14 protein-coding genes, 1 pseudogene and 1 other annotated feature are annotated in these 16,522 nt (G+C 62.4%); of the genes and pseudogenes, 7 read left to right on the top strand and 8 right to left on the bottom strand.

Annotated features, from left to right (window positions below):
- Nucleotides 1-77 precede the first annotated feature (77 nt).
- Nucleotides 78-359: a hypothetical protein gene (locus PA01_19605; GenBank protein ID KAI5912062.1), complete on the bottom strand. Its 282-nt coding sequence runs from the start codon at nt 357-359 to the stop codon at nt 78-80.
- Here PA01_19605 and PA01_19600 point away from each other — a divergent pair.
- A protein-coding gene (locus PA01_19600) for an IS3 family transposase (protein KAI5912024.1) occupies nt 285-1,507 on the top strand; the annotation gives its coding sequence in 2 pieces (ribosomal slippage) (nt 285-567 and nt 567-1,507; 1,224 coding nt in all). The two genes, PA01_19605 and PA01_19600, sit on opposite strands and share 75 nt — an antisense overlap.
- Nucleotides 563-679: a sequence feature (AL1L pseudoknot), on the top strand. It overlaps the preceding gene by 117 nt.
- Before the next feature lie 784 nt (nt 1,508-2,291).
- On the opposite strand, the pseudogene PA01_19595 reads toward PA01_19600, so the two are convergent.
- Nucleotides 2,292-2,990: pseudogene (locus PA01_19595) on the bottom strand (IS5 family transposase).
- A 254-nt stretch (nt 2,991-3,244) separates the two neighbouring features.
- Here PA01_19595 and PA01_19590 point away from each other — a divergent pair.
- The 5 genes from PA01_19590 to PA01_19570 all read left to right on the top strand — a co-directional run bounded on the left by PA01_19590 (nt 3,245) and on the right by PA01_19570 (nt 8,930).
- The gene (locus tag PA01_19590) at nt 3,245-3,826 is read left to right on the top strand and encodes a DUF6036 family nucleotidyltransferase (protein KAI5912023.1); all 582 of its coding nucleotides are present in this window, start codon (nt 3,245-3,247) and stop codon (nt 3,824-3,826) included.
- A gap of 32 nt (nt 3,827-3,858) precedes the next feature.
- Complete coding sequence (locus tag PA01_19585; GenBank protein KAI5912022.1) at nt 3,859-4,236, top strand: hypothetical protein; 378 nt, start codon at nt 3,859-3,861, stop codon at nt 4,234-4,236.
- A 797-nt stretch (nt 4,237-5,033) separates the two neighbouring features.
- Nucleotides 5,034-6,230 (top strand): AAA family ATPase, encoded by a 1,197-nt coding sequence (locus tag PA01_19580; protein KAI5912021.1) that lies wholly within the window; start codon nt 5,034-5,036, stop codon nt 6,228-6,230.
- A 1-nt stretch (nt 6,231) separates the two neighbouring features.
- Complete coding sequence (locus tag PA01_19575) at nt 6,232-7,323, top strand: ParB/RepB/Spo0J family partition protein (GenBank protein KAI5912020.1); 1,092 nt, start codon at nt 6,232-6,234, stop codon at nt 7,321-7,323.
- A gap of 425 nt (nt 7,324-7,748) precedes the next feature.
- The gene (locus PA01_19570) at nt 7,749-8,930 is read left to right on the top strand and encodes a replication protein (protein ID KAI5912019.1); all 1,182 of its coding nucleotides are present in this window, start codon (nt 7,749-7,751) and stop codon (nt 8,928-8,930) included.
- A gap of 124 nt (nt 8,931-9,054) precedes the next feature.
- Here the strand turns inward: PA01_19570 and PA01_19565 are convergent, their stop codons facing one another.
- From PA01_19565 to PA01_19540, 6 genes are all read right to left on the bottom strand, one after another.
- Nucleotides 9,055-9,474 (bottom strand): hypothetical protein, encoded by a 420-nt coding sequence (locus tag PA01_19565; GenBank protein ID KAI5912018.1) that lies wholly within the window; start codon nt 9,472-9,474, stop codon nt 9,055-9,057.
- Nucleotides 9,475-9,506: 32 nt separating this feature from the next.
- On the bottom strand, nt 9,507-9,806 hold the full coding sequence (locus PA01_19560; protein ID KAI5912017.1) for a hypothetical protein: 300 nt from the start codon (nt 9,804-9,806) through the stop codon (nt 9,507-9,509).
- A 432-nt stretch (nt 9,807-10,238) separates the two neighbouring features.
- Nucleotides 10,239-11,027, bottom strand: a complete 789-nt coding sequence (istB, locus tag PA01_19555) for an IS21-like element helper ATPase IstB (GenBank protein KAI5912016.1) — start codon at nt 11,025-11,027, stop codon at nt 10,239-10,241.
- Between the two features lie 38 nt (nt 11,028-11,065).
- Nucleotides 11,066-12,592, bottom strand: coding sequence for an IS21 family transposase (gene istA, locus PA01_19550; protein KAI5912015.1), 1,527 nt, complete (start codon nt 12,590-12,592; stop codon nt 11,066-11,068).
- Nucleotides 12,593-13,114: 522 nt separating this feature from the next.
- Nucleotides 13,115-14,278, bottom strand: coding sequence for a site-specific integrase (locus tag PA01_19545; protein ID KAI5912014.1), 1,164 nt, complete (start codon nt 14,276-14,278; stop codon nt 13,115-13,117).
- 235 nt (nt 14,279-14,513) lie between these two features.
- Complete coding sequence (locus PA01_19540) at nt 14,514-15,083, bottom strand: hypothetical protein (GenBank protein ID KAI5912013.1); 570 nt, start codon at nt 15,081-15,083, stop codon at nt 14,514-14,516.
- Between the two features lie 435 nt (nt 15,084-15,518).
- Between PA01_19540 and PA01_19535 the strand changes: the two genes are divergently transcribed.
- Nucleotides 15,519-16,478, top strand: coding sequence for a DNA-binding protein (locus PA01_19535; GenBank protein ID KAI5912012.1), 960 nt, complete (start codon nt 15,519-15,521; stop codon nt 16,476-16,478).
- The last annotated feature ends 44 nt before the right edge of the window (nt 16,479-16,522 follow it).

Genomic DNA, 16,522 nt, shown 5'->3' with positions numbered 1-16,522 from the left:
CTGAGCGGCCTCACCCGCGAGTTCGGCACAGATTTGCGGCACGCCGACCCGCACCGCAATGGCGATCCGGGCCGGGCTCAGGCGCGGTCGCGAAGCTGCTCGACTCCAGCGTTCTTCGCGCAGTTGACGCAGCAGAAGTACTTACCCCCGCCTTCGACGCCATGGCCGACGATCTTGCAGCCGCAATGCGCGCACGCGGGCGCGCACGCATGGATCGCGCATTCGAAGCTGTCTGAATCGCCCCGGGTTTTGCGGAGGCTCCAACTCTTGAGAAGATGGAGCCCATGAAAAAGACAGCGAAGTTCTCCCCCGAGGTCACCGAGCGCGCCGTGCGTATGGTGTGTGAGGCCAAGGGTCAGTACGAATCCCAGTGGGCGGCGATCGTCTCGATCGCGGCAAAGATTGGCTGCACGGCGGAGACACTGCGCCGGTGGGTTCGCCAGCATGAGCGCGACACCGGCCAGCGCGAGGGGCTCACGAACGCCGAGCAGCAACGCATCAGGGAACTCGAGCGCGAGGTCCGCGAGCTGAAGAAGGCCAACGAGATCCTGCGCCTGGCCAGCGCGTATTTCGCGCAGGCGGAGCTCGACCGCCGCAACAAGTGATGAACGGTTTCATCGACACGCACCGCGAGCACTTCGGGGTCGAGCCGATCTGCAAGGTGCTGCAGGTCGCCCCGTCGGCTTATCGACGTGCCGTGGCGCGCCGGCGCGATCCGGCTTTGCGCTGTGCGCGGGCCCGTCGCGACGCGATGCTGGAGGACCACATCGAGCGGATCTGGCAGGCGAATCTGCAGGTGTATGGAGCGCGCAAGGTATGGCGGCAGTTGCGGCGCGAAGGCCTTGAGGTCGCCCGCTGCACGGTTGAGCGGTTGATGCGTGTCAAAGGGCTGCGCGGCGCCATGCGCGGCAAGGTCATGCGGACTACCCGGCCGGATCCTGCTGCTCCTTGTCCGCTCGATCGCGTCAATCGTCAGTTCGCCGCGCAGCGCCCGAACCAGCTCTGGGTTTCCGACTTCACCTATGTCTCGACCTGGCAGGGTTTCGTGTACGTCGCCTTCGTCATCGACGTCTTCGCCCGCTACATCGTAGGTTGGCGCGTCAGCCGGTCCATGCGCACGGAGTTCGTCCTCGATGCGCTGGAACAGTCCCTGTGGGCGCGCCAACCCGAACGTAATGCTTTGATTCATCATAGCGATCGCGGCTCGCAGTACGTCTCGATCCGATACAGCGAGCGACTGGCAGAAGCGGGCATCGAGCCGTCGGTCGGCAGCCGGGGCGACAGCTACGACAACGCGCTCGCCGAAACCATCAACGGGCTCTACAAGGCAGAAGTCATTCACCGGCGTGGGCCCTGGAAAAGCGTCGAAGCGGTCGAGCTGGCCACCCTCGAATGGGTCTCGTGGTTCAACCATCACCGGTTACTTGAGCCGATCGGGTACATTCCCCCAGCCGAAGCCGAGGCAAACTATTACCGCAGCCTTGGCGAGCAGGCGGTCGCCGCCTGACTCACACAAAACGGCCTCCGCGAAACCCGGGGCGATTCAGTCGAACGTCTTGGTCTGGCCTTCCATCGTGACCTGAAACGCCTTGTCGTACTCGTTGCCGCATACATCACATCGCGCCATGTCTCTCTCCTGACGAAATCTCAACGAATGCGGCGGCGGAAAACCCGCGCCACGGCGAATGAACCCGCAGGGCCCGGATAACGAGGGTGCGGAAGAGTCCCGCTCCCCACGTCCCCCTGCAATCGCCCTTCCCGGCTTCGACTCGGCCCAGTAATCCGGCTTCCCGCAGCCGGCGCGACGAGACCGTGCAAACAATAGTGAGGGCGCGTGAAAAGTCGATACGAAACCTCACTTGCTCGCCGACGTGACGGCAGAGACCTTGTTCAGTCGGGCTGGTACCATGCTGCCCCGGCCGGACGGTCCCTACCGGGGACCGGAGACCGATCGGTTTGATGTTCGGGTTCGCTGCGACTCGAGCGCCAATCAAGTCACCTCTCACACGTTACTCTGCGCATACACAAACCCTTTCGGCACTATCTCGACTCGATGGAACAACCGCTTAATCATTAGAAGGGTGCTGCGCCTACCCACACTGCAATGATGCAGCAGGGTGTTTTCGCGCCGGTGCTGGTTTAGGGAAGTGCTGAACAAATCGGTTCCAACGGACACTGGACGGGTCGCGCGCACGAAGCAGCGAAGGACATTTCAATCCTTTGGCATTTCTTATGCGGAACGATGCCATCCGTAGGTATTTCACCCCCCCTTTTCGCGCCCTGGCGCCCCATTAGGACGCACCTCGGGCGTGAAGCGCCAACAACGGTCGGCGCGCCAGGAACAGATTAGCCAGACCGAATAGCGAGAAGAGCTGCGCCTCGTTCTTCGCCAGTCCGCGGTAACGGGTCTTTCGGTGCTTGAAGAGGTTCTTCACGACATGGAACGGGTGCTCGACCTTGGCGCGGATGCTCGCCTTCGCGCGCTCGAGCTTCTCGAGGAGCTTGCCCAGCCGGTTCTTCGGCAGCGCCTTACTCTTGCTGCGCTTCATGGCGATGTGCCAAGTCACTTTGTTGTCGCGGTTTTCCTCGCGCTTGTCGACGCCCTGGTAGCCCGCGTCGCCCAGCACCTCCGTCTCCTCTGCGTGCAGCAGCTTGTGCGTCTGGCTTACGTCGCTCTCGTTAGCCGCCGTGGCCACCACCGGATGCACCAGGCCCGATTCGGCATCGACGCCGATGTGCGCTTTCATCCCGAAATGCCACTGATTGCCCTTCTTCGTCAGGTGCATCTCGGGATCACGTGCCTTCACGCGGTTCTTGGTCGACGGGGGTGCGGCGATGAGCGTTGCTTCGACGATGGTGCCCTCGCGCATCATCAGGCCCTTCTCCGCGAGGTGCGTCTTGATCGCCTCGAAGATCTTGCGCGTGAGCCCGTGCGTTTCCAGCAGGCGGCGAAACTTCAACAGTGTGGTCGCATCAGGCGCCGCTTCACGGGTGCGCCAGCTTAACCTTGGGGATGGCAACGCTTCGAAGTGAATTGCTAGCAAGTCAGGTTTGTCTGGCAAACCAGACAAACCTGACGGGATCGACCTAGCGGCATGGGTGTCGGCCTACGCCCGCCTTACCAGGAGAATCGGAGGCGACGCATGACTGCGGCCACCTCCTCTGCTGGGCTTCAGCTGCGAAACTTGAGTCGGGCCTTCCACGCTATCCCGATACAATTGCAGGCAGCATTCTGGGAGGCATCATGAACACCCCGATGACGGACGCGATCCTGCAGCTCTTCAGCAACCTGGGCGAGGAACTCGCTCGGCGCCAAGTGCCGCCCGGTGCCGTCCACGCATACATCTTCGGGGGCTGCGCGGTCCATCTCCACGCCCAGTCCCGGGCCAGTACGGACGTCGACGCCGAGTTCGCGTATCCGCAGCCGCTCAAGAGCGAACTGATGCTCATCCTGGCTGACCTGCCACCAGTGGATTACGACGATCCGGAGGAGGGGCCGTCGCAGCTGGCCTACGACCCAACCTTCAACCCGACCCTGGGCCCGCTCCACATGGACTACCAGGACCGCTCTGTGCCCCTCGAGGGCACCCGCGAGTCACCCGTAGTCGTGATGCTGCCGAGCATCGAGGACATTGCCCTGTCCAAGCTAGGCCGCCTAGGTGACGTGGATCTGGAGGACATCCTCACCCTCCTCGCCCTGCCGGAGGCCTCCTGGGAACGGTTTGAACAATTGGCGCTGGAGGCAGCCAAATACTACGTGGGGCCTGACTTGACCCCGAATTTGGCCCATGTTAGAAGAAAATTTGACGAGAGGAGGTCTTCGTGAAAAGGTTGGCTCGAGGAGCGGCACTAGAGAGAATGCTTGGCGACGTAGTGCGCCAAGGCTTCGCGCGTGTCGATCCTGAGCTGCTGCGCGAGGTCGCTGAACGCCTCTGGTACGCTGGCGAGGTTCCCAACTTGGCTGACGTGCCCGCCAACCTCCGGCCAGATGCCGGCTACCTGGTCGACAGGTTGGCCCGCTTCAACGTCCTGCCGAAGGAGCGAAAGCTACGGCTGCTTTCGGCTATCCGCCAGTTCCAGCCCTCCTCACCTGCACCCAAAGCTGAGGCCGCCGGTTGCAAGGATCCTTTGGCGGTGGCATGGGGCGCTTCGATGGACCTCACCAGCCGCTTGGGCGAGCTGATGCCGTACCAGACGAGGCAGTATGCTCTGGACAGGACCAAAGCGGCTGCCTGACCTGGTTGGCGGAACTCATTGACGCCGGAGCCTGAGGGCTCCGTTTTCGTTCGGGGTCCACTGGCGGAACCTCGTGCTCTACCAAGGGATGCGGCGCCCGAATGCGAATGCGTCCATGAGGGCACCTGCGGGCTGTCAGCGGAGACTGGCTACCGGGTGCTGCTGTTGAGTACCGCAGCGCACCTCATCGCACGCTGACCAAGGCGCACAACGAAGGGCGGCTCGACGAGAAGCTCAAGCCCTTTACCACGCTGCGGCTCCTGATCATCGATGAGACCGGCTATGGCGAGCTCATTATAGGAACGCGACCACCCTTGCCTTTAAGGCTATTTTCCAGCCAGTGCTTAACTCTGACCACCGCCTCGCTTCTCCTGACTCGCGTTGGCATGATTGCTGCCGTCCTACCAGCAACTCCCGGAATTAGAATCTCATTCTTCATTAATGCAATTAACCGTCGTAGGTTTCTTAACCTACACTCCCACCCTTCCACGGTCTGCGCGCGACTCCGAAAACGCAAGCAAGCAGTTCCAAGAGCATACAAAGCAAAGACATTCGGTCGGTTAATTGCAAATGACGCTAGAAGCTAGGCGGCCTTCACCCTCCATTTCAGGGAACCAGGGTAAGCGACTGATTCTTTAGGAGTCTGCGGTAGGCGTGAATATGCGAGGTGGACTTGCGCCCCGCTGCATCACCGCGTATTCTCCGCTTCGGAGTTATTTTGCACCATGAGCGTCGAATGGAAGCTTAGTCGTCGCCTCAGTGCAAGAGGCGCGATCCTAAAACAAAGAAGGCTTGCCATGGCACTGACGACACCCGAATCTGATCTCAAGCTGAAGCCCATCGAAGCGAAGGTCGGCCCAGCTCAACTCATCGAACTCGCGGGTATCGCAGACGACATGTTGGCATTGGTGCGCGACAGCATGCTCAAGCCGCACCCGCGCAAAAACCCACCTGAATACACAACCACTCAGCTAGCGACGCTCTGCGGCATCGACCGGGCGCGCATCAATTATCTCATCGGCAAGGGTGACCTGCCCCCAGGGGTCGCGCAGGGCGCGGGCCGTGGGCGGGTCTTCACCTTGGCTGAGACGCGGCAATGGGTCCAGGCTGAGAGCAAGATCAAGAAACGCCCCGAGGGAAAACGCGGCCGCATCGTTGTCGTCAGCAATTTCAAAGGGGGCTCGACCAAGACGACGACCGCGATGTCGTTGGCTCAAGGCCTGACTCTGCGCGGCCGGAAAGTGCTCATCGTCGACCTGGATCCGCAGGCATCGCTCTCTTCTCTGTGCGGGCTGCTGCCCTCTGCCGAAGTCGACAGCGACGCGACGGTGATGCCCCTTATTTTCGGGGACCAGAAGGATCTCCGATACGCAATCCAACCCACATACTGGGACGGGCTGGATCTGATTCCCGGTGCCCCTACCCTCTTCTCGGCCGAGTTCGTCATCCCTCACAAAGTGGCCGAGAAGCCCGGCTTTGAATTCTGGGACATCCTGGCCCCTGCCCTCCAAGACTTGGCGGGTGACTATGACATCATCGTGTTAGACACGCCGCCTTCTCTCTCGTACCTTACCATCAACGCCCTGATGGCCGCAGACGGGATGCTGATGCCGCTGCCGCCCAAGAGCTTGGACTTCGCGTCGGCCGCTCAGTACTGGTCGCTGTTCTCCGACCTGGCGAGCTCGTTCGAGAAGCGGAACTTCGTCAAAGAGTTCGACTTCGTGAACATCCTCTTGAGCGCGGTGAATGCGCAGGAGGCGTCGGCCTCCGTGGTCCGCGAGTGGATCGTCTCGACCTACACCGCTAAGGTCCTGCCCGTCGAGATACCCTTCTCGAGCGTCATAGGCACCACCGCGACCGGCTTCGGCACCGTCTACGACGTCAGCAAGTGGGAAGGCGGCGCCAAAACCTACAGCCGTATTCGTGACGCTTACGACCAGGTCGTCGAAATCATTGACAACAAGATCGTGAAAGCTTGGTACGAGGGGGCTTGATATGGCCGGCGCGAAGGATATGAAGTCGAAGAACACCGACCTCTTGGCCGCCATGCAAGCGCGAACGGCCAGCGGCGGTGTGGCGAAAAGGCTTCCAGAGAAGCCAGATGAAGCTCGTACCGCTCCCGGACAGCTGGCAATTTTCTCCGGCCAACTGGCGGACGCCATGGCACGTGCCGAAGCGGCGGAAGCAGAGCTGGCCAAGCTCAAGGCGGAGCATGGCTCCAAGGAGGCGCTGGCAGAGGCTCATCGCAAGCTTGCCGAAGCGGAAGCAGCGCTGGCGACTGCGCTTGAAAGCCAGCCACGCCAGAAGGCCAAACTCGACGAGCTCCACGAGATTCCGGGGCGACGCCGCAAACTCACCGCCGAGCAGTATGCGGAGTTGCGCGAAAACCTGCGACACAACCCGTTGGCGAACCCGGTCACTGTACGACTGCGACCTGAGGGCGGCTACGAGATCATCGCCGGCAACAACCGCGTAAGCCTCTTCCGCGAGCTGGGCCGGGACGAGATTGACATCAACATTCTCGACCTCGACGACGACGAGACCGACCGGACGGCGTTCTACTCCAACCTCCTCGCCCCGAGCCTCACGGACTACGAGAAGTATCTCGGCTTCAAAGGGCGGATGGAGAAGAAGAAGCTGAGGCAAGCGCAGGTGGCTGCCGAAGCCGGCGTCAGTCAGCCGTACATCAGCTCCCTCATGGCGTTTGACGAGCTGCCCGAGGAGGCCTTGGCATGCATCGCCGACGCCCCTGCCCTCTTCGGTGCCAAGGCCGTGCAGCAGCTTGCTCAACTCACCAAGCAAGGCAAAGCAGCTAAGGTCATTGAGGCCGTTCAGAAGATCGTCACGTCGGAGCTTTCCCAAGTTGCTGCGGTGCAACAAGCAAAAGCCAGTGACACCTTGAAGCGCCCCGCCCGGCCGGAACCCATCACCTTCCGTCAGGGTAAGACGAAGTATTGCGAAGCGCTTCGCAGCGACAAGACCGTCCGCCTTTCCTTTGCTTCGGCTGAAGAAGCTGAGGCGACTTTCGCGCTCATTACTCAGCTTATCAAAGAGCGGGCAAGCGCCGGTCACGGCAACAAAAAGTGATTATCAACCTGCAATAAGACCGGAAAACAGGGACTTAACGAAAAATGAAGCGAAAGGGAGGTGCCGGATGACTGCTTCGGACGTACTGCCCTCTTCTACCCTTCCGAATGTTCAGAAAGCTGCCCACCGTCCACAGGGCAGCTTTCTGAGCATTTGGAGGCGGCACTCGTCTCGTGCGGGAACACGAGACTGACGGCTGTCGTTTGGACAACGTAAGAGGAATCGACTAGCGACAACGCTGAGATCAACTGACCCCTGAAAGGACAAAGGCCAACTCTGGAAAGTTGGCCTCTGCTAGGGATTGAACCCTGACTTAACGCTCACCGGCGGGAACCGGTTACGCGACAGTTGCATGTCCGTAGTTTAATGAGCGGCGAGTTGGTGTCAATACCGAAAGGGGTCCTTTTTGCTCAAAAAGGACTATCGTGCCAATTTCACTGGCTTGCGAGGGGGTTGTTCAGCTCGACGCCCCCCTCCCCTCCCCTTCTGGGCCCAAGGCCCGGTTTCTGCCGGCGCCGCTCATCCGGGCCCGGGCGGAAGCGCTCAACCCGCGAAACTGCCTCGACTTGGCCAGAACGGCCCGTCAGGCACTCTACGGCATCTTGGCCTTCTTCGATGTGAAGCGTCCCACCGAGCCAGTCTTCGCCAGTCGAGACAGCATCTGCGCCGAGTCGCTCCTCGGGAGCCACCCCACTCTTTACCGCGGTCTCGCGGAGCTCGTAACGAGGGGGTACATCACGCGCGAGCAAGGCCGCAGGCGGGCGAGGGAAGCCTTTGGCCAGTATTCGGTAAGCCGCATTTGGCTGACCGAGAAGGCATTGCAGCTGCTCGGCCTGGCTGGACAAGCACACGCCAGGAACGGCGGCTACCAGGAACAACTGGCTGCCAAGGAAGAGGTCGTTGGCCAGCCGAAGCGCAGTTTTCCACAGGGGCCGTCTCTCACCGTGAGAGCCCGTATACAAGAGATTGAACTTTCCCCTAATCAACAACTTTCTTCGAAAGGACAGCCCCCACACGAAGCGCCGCGCAAGACCGACCAGGAAAGGGCAGGGGAGTCTTCAGAAAATAGAATCGACAAGAAAACCCGTCTGCCAGCAGAGCTGGTTCGACTCATGTCGCTCGGCCTTTCTCGAAGTCGTATCTGTACGCTCATGAAGCTGGCTCGCGAGCATGGCAACGGCGGCAAGCTCGGAGCAGTGGTCGCCCTGGTGTGGCATCGCATCCGGCAATTCAACGCAAAAGCCACTTTCGCGTATCTGGCTACGCTTGTTCGGCAGCGGAAGGACTACGCCCGCCTGCTCGAGATCCGAGACCGGTACGAGGACAGGGGGAGTACGTCGAAATCGGTCCTCGAGCGGCTCAACGCGAAGCTGCCGATATTCCTCGAGCGGGCAGAGGGCATGCAGGTTGTCAGCCGACGGGGCAAAGTAATAGGCGTGCTTAAGCGCATGGGGGATGGCGGGTACGTCGAATGTCAAGACGACCAAGGCGTGCGTCGCACCCTGCCGGTGAACGCGCGGCTCGTCGAGTCATGGGAGGAGGGCGACGTTGTACTGCGCCGCCCGAACCACGCAGTTTGCGATGAGGCAGAGTTCGCAGCGGAATGATTCTCTCATCGCTTATCAACCTGCAATAACGCCAATAATCAAATACTTAGAAAAAATGATGCACTGCACTGACAAGAAGGGGAAGGGAGGGATGGCTAAATCGGAATGGGTCGTCCGGATGAGCTTACCGCATGAAGTTCGTCTTGATCCCTACAGCCTCGAGGCCGTCGGCCAAGTCATACGGGTCGATTGTGACGGGCGGGACCTCGACGTCGTCCGGGACACCATCGGTTTCGAGCAGATGCTGCCAACGCGCGCGGCAATCTTCTGGAAACGCGAAGGCTTGGTAGACCAGGCGTTGCCCGCCGTCCAACCAACCGCATTCGACTTTGAGCTCGTCGCTCCAATCATGCTGATAAGCCTCCCGGAAGATCGCGCGGCCAAAATTGGCGAGGTCCTTCAAAACGCCGGCTTCGAGCGCGGCCGCCTCGAATCTGTCCCACGGAAAATCCCCGTACGTACCGCCAAAAACCGGCGCAGTCAGCACACGGTCTCGGAGTCGAAGCATGTCAACATCGTTGATCTTCGCTGCAATGAACATCATCGTTGGACCTCTGTGCAATGAGGAGGTGGCTACTATATGGAGCGGTCCGGAATGCGCCAATCTTCGGCGAGTTTTTCGAATTCGCCAATCAAGCACCCCAGTAGCAGGTGAACCTCTTGCTGCGGCTGGCTATCCATCTGGAGGACGGTGAGACAGTCCCGGAAGATTGCTTGATCGAGCGCCCGGAAACCGGCTAAGTCGACGGGAAAGCGGGTGCCGTTATACAGACCAAGAAGGAACTCAACGATGTACTTGCACTGACCGAAGTGACCATTGGCGGCAGTCCAGAGGCGTTTGAGCGGGGCAAGTTGTTCAGAAGTGGGCGCAGCCATGGAAGGCCCTGGTTGATTACGCAGGGTGCATTGCCGCGCCAGGCTTTGCAGCGGAAAAGTGCAAAGCTTAGAGACGAAGGGCACGAAGAGCGGCGGTTCGCTCGGGGTTCGGTGCTGCGCGGGTCCGCTGAATCCGACGTCGTGGCGGTTTTTCAGCTACCGCCAAAACTGTGCCGGGATCACTTCGCGCTCGGCAGGGGGCACGCGGGAACGAAGCTTCGCCGTCATCCCGCTTTCGCCGCCCAGAGCTGCCTCAGCATAGAGCGGTCCGGCCGGCGCGTTATGTTGAAACACCAGGAGTAAGCGGCGCCCTTTTGGTTGTAGCGGTAGGCTGCGACGGCCAGGGCGTGTCACTGACCGGCACAATGGAGCCACCGATGATCGGCATATAGGAGCCAGCAGGAACGGGCTCTGACGAACGTCTGCGGGGGTTCAAGATTGGCTGTTTTTCGGGGTGCCGGCAAGGGCCGTTTTGGCCTTGTTCGGACCCTGTCGCGGGGCGCGGTAGGAAGCCCCGTCGAGGGTCAGGCAGTAGGCATTGTGGCGCAGGCGATCGACGGTCGCGGACGCGAGGAGTCGGTTGCCGGGGAAGGCCTGGTCCCACTCGGTGAAGTCGAGATTGCTGGTGACGACGGTGGCCGCCTGCTCGTAACGCTCGGCGATCAGGTCGTGCAGATCTTCGTCGGCGGGCGAGCGCAGCGGTTTGAGGCCGAAGTCATCGATGATGAGGACCGGCACGCGCGCGAGCTGCATCAATTTCCGTTCGTACGCGCCGGTGGCCCGCGCCGCATTCAGGCTCGCGAGCAGCTGCGAGCAGGATGCGAACACGACATCAAACCCCTGGCGCACCGCGCAGTGGCCGAGCGCCTGCGCGAGATGGCTCTTGCCGGTGCCGCAGGGGCCGACGATGAGCACCGGGGCGCGCTCGTCGATGTAGCGCCCCGTGGCCAGATCATGCACCAGCGCGCGGTTGGTCGAGGGCAGCCGGTCGAACTCGAAGCCTTCGAGGGTCTTGGTCGCGCGAAACGCCGCGCGGCGCAGCCGCGTGGCGAACTTCTTCTGCTCGCGCCGCGCGACCTCGTCCTGGATCAGTAGCGCGAGAAATTCCGTGTAGGCGAGCTTCGCGTCAATGGCCTGGCGGTTGCGGGCCTCGAGCGAGTCGAGGATGCCGGAAAGGCGTAACTGCTTGAGCTGCGGCGCCAGTTCGGTGGCGGGATTCATGGTGAGAGACTCCTTGGGTGAGATGGGCGTGCGCCCGGTCAGTGAAGCGAGGGGGATTCGTCAGCGAAGAGCGCCGCGGTGGCACGAGCGAAGCGGGCGCGGTCGGCATAGGGTTCGGTGCTGACCGCGGTGAGCGGCTGCAGGTCGTGGCCGCCGGCGAGGATGGTCTTGACGGTGCGGTAATGCGGGCTGTCGTGGTCGAGCGCACGCGCGCAGGCGGCCTCCAGGCGCGCCGCGCCGTAGCGGCTCTTCAACTGCAGCACGCCTTGGGCGGCGCGTAGCCGCTCACTGATGCGGTCGGTGAGCAGCCGCCCGATGAGCCGGGCGCACGCCTCGCCGATCTCCGCGGCCTGCTGCAGACACCAGCTGCGGTCGTGCGCGAAGAAGCGCTGGGCGGCGGGCGGCAGATGGTCGGTGACGGTGCGCCGCTCGCCGGGACGACGGGCGCGGGCGTGGGTGGCGACCGGTTTGAAGTCCTGATAGACCGTGACGACGGTGTCGGTCGCCCGCAGCCACAGGCGTTTGCCGACCAGGGCGAACGGCACGGAGTACAGCGCGCGCTCGAAGCTGACGTGACAGTCGCGATGCACCGCCACCTGGTGCCAGGTGCCCAGATCCGGCGGCACCGCCGGCAGCGGCCGCAGCACGCTGCGCTCGACGGCGAAGCTCGCGAGCGGCTGCACCCGCGTCGTGCCGTGAATGCGCAGCCCCGCTTCCTGCAACACCCAATCGCGCGCCTGGGCGTTCAGATCGGCCAGATCGCGGAAGCTGCGCGTGGGCAGGAAGTTGCCCTTCACGTATTTGACGCCCGCCTCCACGATCCCCTTCTTCTGCGGATCCTGGGGCGGGCAGGCGTCGATCCGAAAGCCGTAGCCTTCGGCGCATTCGGCGTAGGCGCGCTGCACCTCGGGGTCGTGCGCGCACGCCTTGGTGATCGCGCACTTGGCGTTGTCGATGATGAGGCGAGCGGGCACCGCGCCGAACCACTCGAAGGCGCGCCGATGGCAGCCGAGCCAGGTGCGCACGCTCTGATCCCACACGAACTCGACGTACTGGTGCCGCGAGAAACACAGCGTCATCACGAAGGCCCACGTGCGGCGCAGCTCGCCCGTGGCCGGATCCACGAGCTGCGGGCCGGCGCCGAAATCGACCTGCGCCGCTTCGCCCGGCGCGAACGACAAGCGCACGGTCGCTTCCGGCGGGCGCTCGCGCTCGATCGCGGCAATGAGCCGGCGCACGCTGGAATAGTGCCCGGTGAAACCGTGCTCGCGTTTGAGGGTGGCGTGGATCACCACGCCCGACACGCCCTGCGCCAACCACTGCTCGATGAGCGGCCGGTAGGCGCCAATCGACGACTGCGCGGTCACCGGCAGGCGCGGCCGGCCGATCGCCGCGGCGATCTCGGCGTCCTCCGGCACCGGCTGCGCCGGATCGAGCCAGCCGCGGGCGGCGGCCAACTCCCGGAAACGGGCCGCCTTCGCCCGTCCCATCAGTTTCGCGCGCGCGATCTCGCGCTCGGAGTCGCCCTGACGCATGCGCATCAGGGCCTGGCGGTACTCGTACATCTCGATGCTCCTGCGGGCCACCGGCTCCCTCCTGCCAAACCAAAACCCGGCAGGGTAGCGATGGACCGCTCAAGGTCGAGACGTCCGTCAGAACAACGCTGGCTCCATTACGCCGATCCGGCGCTGGCGCCTATGTGCCGATCCGTGACTGGCTCCAATATGCCGATCACGCCCTGGCCTCAATGTGCCGATCATCAACTGGCTTCAATGTGCCGGTCGATGACAGGGCGGAAGCGCGCTGAGCGAGCCAGCTGCGAAGTCGATCCGCTGATTGGCCATTTCGATGCTTTGTTGCCGCGAAGGGACGGGGGGCTTGGGCTGAAGGAGCTTGGTGCCCATGACTCGCCCCTAGGTCTCGATGACTGCTACAGCCGAATACTGCTGTTCCAGAATCCGTTCCGCACGACGGGGCGGAGCGTCAAGGGTGCTCGGCCCCGAGTTCCCGCCGCTTGCGGAAAACCGCAACGCGGTTTGCTCGATTTCGGCTTCAAGGAGAGGTGAGCTGCGCATACCGGATTCCCTTCAGTCGAGATCTGCCCGTTTGGAGGCGACGTTCGCGTTGGTTGTAGGCAACTTCGTTTCGTTGTCTACCGCGAGCTGGTCGGTATTTGTGAGACGCTGCCGGGCTTCCATGTCCTCGTGGAAGGCGTGTTGATCCGTTGCGATGTAGATCTCGGTTGTCTGCACCGATGCATGCCTGAGGGCATCCCGGGTATGGAGCAAGCTGGCCCCGTCCTGGAGCAAGTGAGTCGCGGCAGTGTGCCGCAACCAGTGTGCGCTCGCGGCCTTCAACTTCCCGGCGTGATAAGGATCCGTGCAGGCCTGAGCGGCGGACAGAAACAGATTCTTCAGGATCGCGTGGATGGTTTTCACGCTGACCGCGCGGCCAGTGCCGGTGATGTCCATCAGAAGCGGCTCGACAACGTTGGGGGAGGGGAGGGGAGGGCGCCTCGTCGATGCCCGGTACGCTCCGAGGAGTCGCATTGCCTCGCGCGTGAGTGGAATGGGCTGGTCGACGCTGCCTTTCCCGACAACTTTGAGCCACCAGCGCCCTTCGATGCGCGTGACGTCCGCCGTGCTCGCTTTCGCCATCTCGAAGCGACGAAGCGCGGTCAGTTTGAGGAAACCCGCCAGGAACCGTGTGCGCTGATAGTGCGCTTCGTCGCGGGCGGTCTCACGTGGCCACGTCTCCAGATGAGAGAGCACGAGCTGCCAGAGATCCTGCTCGAGATAGCGGTCGACCGTCGTCCGCCGCGGCTTGTAGCCTTTCTTCCGAGCGGCACGGAGCGGGTTGCCGGCCAGGTAGCCGACGCCGCAGAGATGCTCGAACATCCCGAACAGCACAGTGAGGGACTGACCCGCAGCGGACCAGGAGAGGGCGCCGACGAAGGGCCGCCATTCCGGGTTCGGTGAGCCATCCGCCAGGAAGCGGGAAGGGCGCTGCACCGACCGCCATTCCGGGTTGTCGGTGCCGTCCTCGAGGTAGCGGGGCACTTTGACCAAGCACCAGTCCTCGATGGGCTGAGGGTCGCGGAGAAACAGCCCGTAGTCGGTCAGGTCTTCGACCATCAGATCGGCGAGCCCCTTCCCTCTTGTTCCGGCCCACGTTAGGAGGCGCTCGGCATCCCGTTTGTAGGCCTCGAAGGTGTTCCGGTTGTCGACGTACTTTGCGAGCCAGCCGCTCACGGCCTCTATGTCCGTCTCGGCCCGGGTAAGCGTCCGAGTGCCGGCGTTCGCGCCCACAACCAGCTTTCCGGGTTGGACAGGCAGGGCAGGGGAGAGCGGGTGGGTGGCGATTACCGGAAAGTCGGGCATGGCGTTAAACGGGAGCCAGGAACGCACGCACCGCGTCGCCCACGGTTCGCTTGCTCCGTGGCCGTAGGGTCAATAAGGAGCGTCCATGCGAGGTAGGGCAGGGGATTCAAAGGTTGCATCCAGCGCGCTCCGTGAGGAGCGCCGTCCGCATCAGGTCTTCGCTTGTGCGGCAGCGGGCGTAAACCTCCTGAACCCGGCGGGCATGCTCAGCAGGGTCGAACGGCCCCTCGAGCTGCTCACGCAGGAGGCGGTCGAAAACTGCGCTGGCGTGCCCGCTCCAGCTCACGACTCGCAGCCCACGCACGAGGCCGGTTTCGCTCTTGACGAGGACGAGCGACAGCGCCTGGTACGTGCCCGGCATATGCGGCGGCAGCTCGCGGTCCTCCGGGTCAGTCACGAGGCGATGGAAGTACGCCTGATCGCTCCAGTCCAGGATGCCGGCCACTCGAAACAGCACGAATAGGGTGTGGTTGAGCTGGCAGAGGCCGAGGGGTACCGAGCCAGGGTGGAACGCCTTGATGTCTCGCGCAGCTAGGTTGGCCAGGCAGATCTGCAGCAGATGAGTGCCGCAGAAGATTCGGTACTCGAAACGGTTGCCGAGCCACCTGGTGACGCCGGGGATGAACGGTTGGCCGACGATCAGTTGCCAATTCTGGTTGTCGTCTGTTGCGGACATGCGAACTCCTTTCTAGGGACGCGTGGAACAACGAAGAAAGAAAAAACACCTCCCCTTGGAGCGGCTCAATGTCCAGCAACGGTGCGGTTTTTATGCGCCCACCAACTTGATTTCTCCGTGGAACATTTAGGGTATTCGAAGGGTGTTTTGAGTTCGCCAGCGGAGGTTAACAGAAACTGGTCATAATGAGAATAAAGACCAGAATTAAAAGTAAAACGACTCATATAGAACGCTATACGTGCGTATTAGAACGCATCTCTGTATATTTGCCACGCCCCATCGTATTGGACGTTCAGATCCCGGAGGCGACGCGCTCCCGGCAAGATTCAATACCCACCTGAGCGCAGCCGTTGCAGTGGGCCGCGGCGTACCGCGAGATGGGGGATATTGAGACTGCCCGAGAACTTGAAGTACAGATCGAACAGGAAACCGAGAATGGTCCGCGTCACTGAAGTCCAATACGACCAGGTTGAGAAGGCGTGCACGGAACTGTTTCGAGCGGGTGAAACCGTGTCCTTTGCAAAGGTCTATTCTGCTATCGGCAATCGGGGGGGGCAGCAGGTAGTCAGCGACATGATCCGGCGCTGGCGCCAGGAAACCGCCGCGGCCATCACAGCAAAGCGCGAAAACACCGCCCTGCCAGAAGAACTGGTAGCCGAATCCGACAACCTGGTGGCAGCCGTCTGGAAGCTGGCACTGGCCGGGGCCGAGGAAAGCTACCAGCAGAAGCTTGGCGACCTGGCAATGAAAGAGGCTGAGTGGCAGGTGCGACTCGCAGCGGCCGATGAGAAGGTGGCTGCGGTCGAACGTGAGAACCTCATCGTGAATGGAGAGCTCAAGGAGGCAAAGGCAACGCTAAAGGCTCGAGAACACAGCCTGGCCAAACTGGAAACACGCCTTCGGGAGCAGCAGGCTGCCCTCGCCGCCCGCGACCACCAGATAACGGCATTGCGGGAAGACCTGGCAAGGGCGATGACGACGCTCGAGTCCGAGCGCACCCGCCACGACGAGGTGCTCCGGGCTGCACGGCATCAACACGATGAGTCCATGCGCCAGGAGCGAGAGCGTCATGCGGCAGAACTTGCCCAGGTGCATAGCCAGGCCGAGGCCGACCGCCGGCACTTCATGCAGCAGACCGACGACCTGCGCCAGGCGCATAAGCTGCAGGCGGAGCCTTTGCGGGAGCAACTCGAGGGACAGAAAGTGGCAGCGGAGTCTTATCGGAAGCAGGCCTACACGGCCCGGGATGAGGCAGCACGCTGGCAGGGACGCGCGGAGGTCGCCCAGGAGGAACTGGCCGCAGTGAAGAAGATCTTGGCCAAGGTACAACGGCATCGAGAGAAGCATGTGGCATCACCGATCACGCCACCCGGAGCCCGCGGAGACGCGCCATGAGTCTCCTGATCCTCGACGGAGGTGGGTCGGCAAGCGTGGAGCCC

Origin of the sequence: Azoarcus sp. PA01, from assembly GCA_001274695.2 — a bacterium.
GTDB lineage: Bacteria > Pseudomonadota > Gammaproteobacteria > Burkholderiales > Rhodocyclaceae > Aromatoleum.
This window is presented reverse-complemented; position numbering and strand designations above follow the sequence as displayed.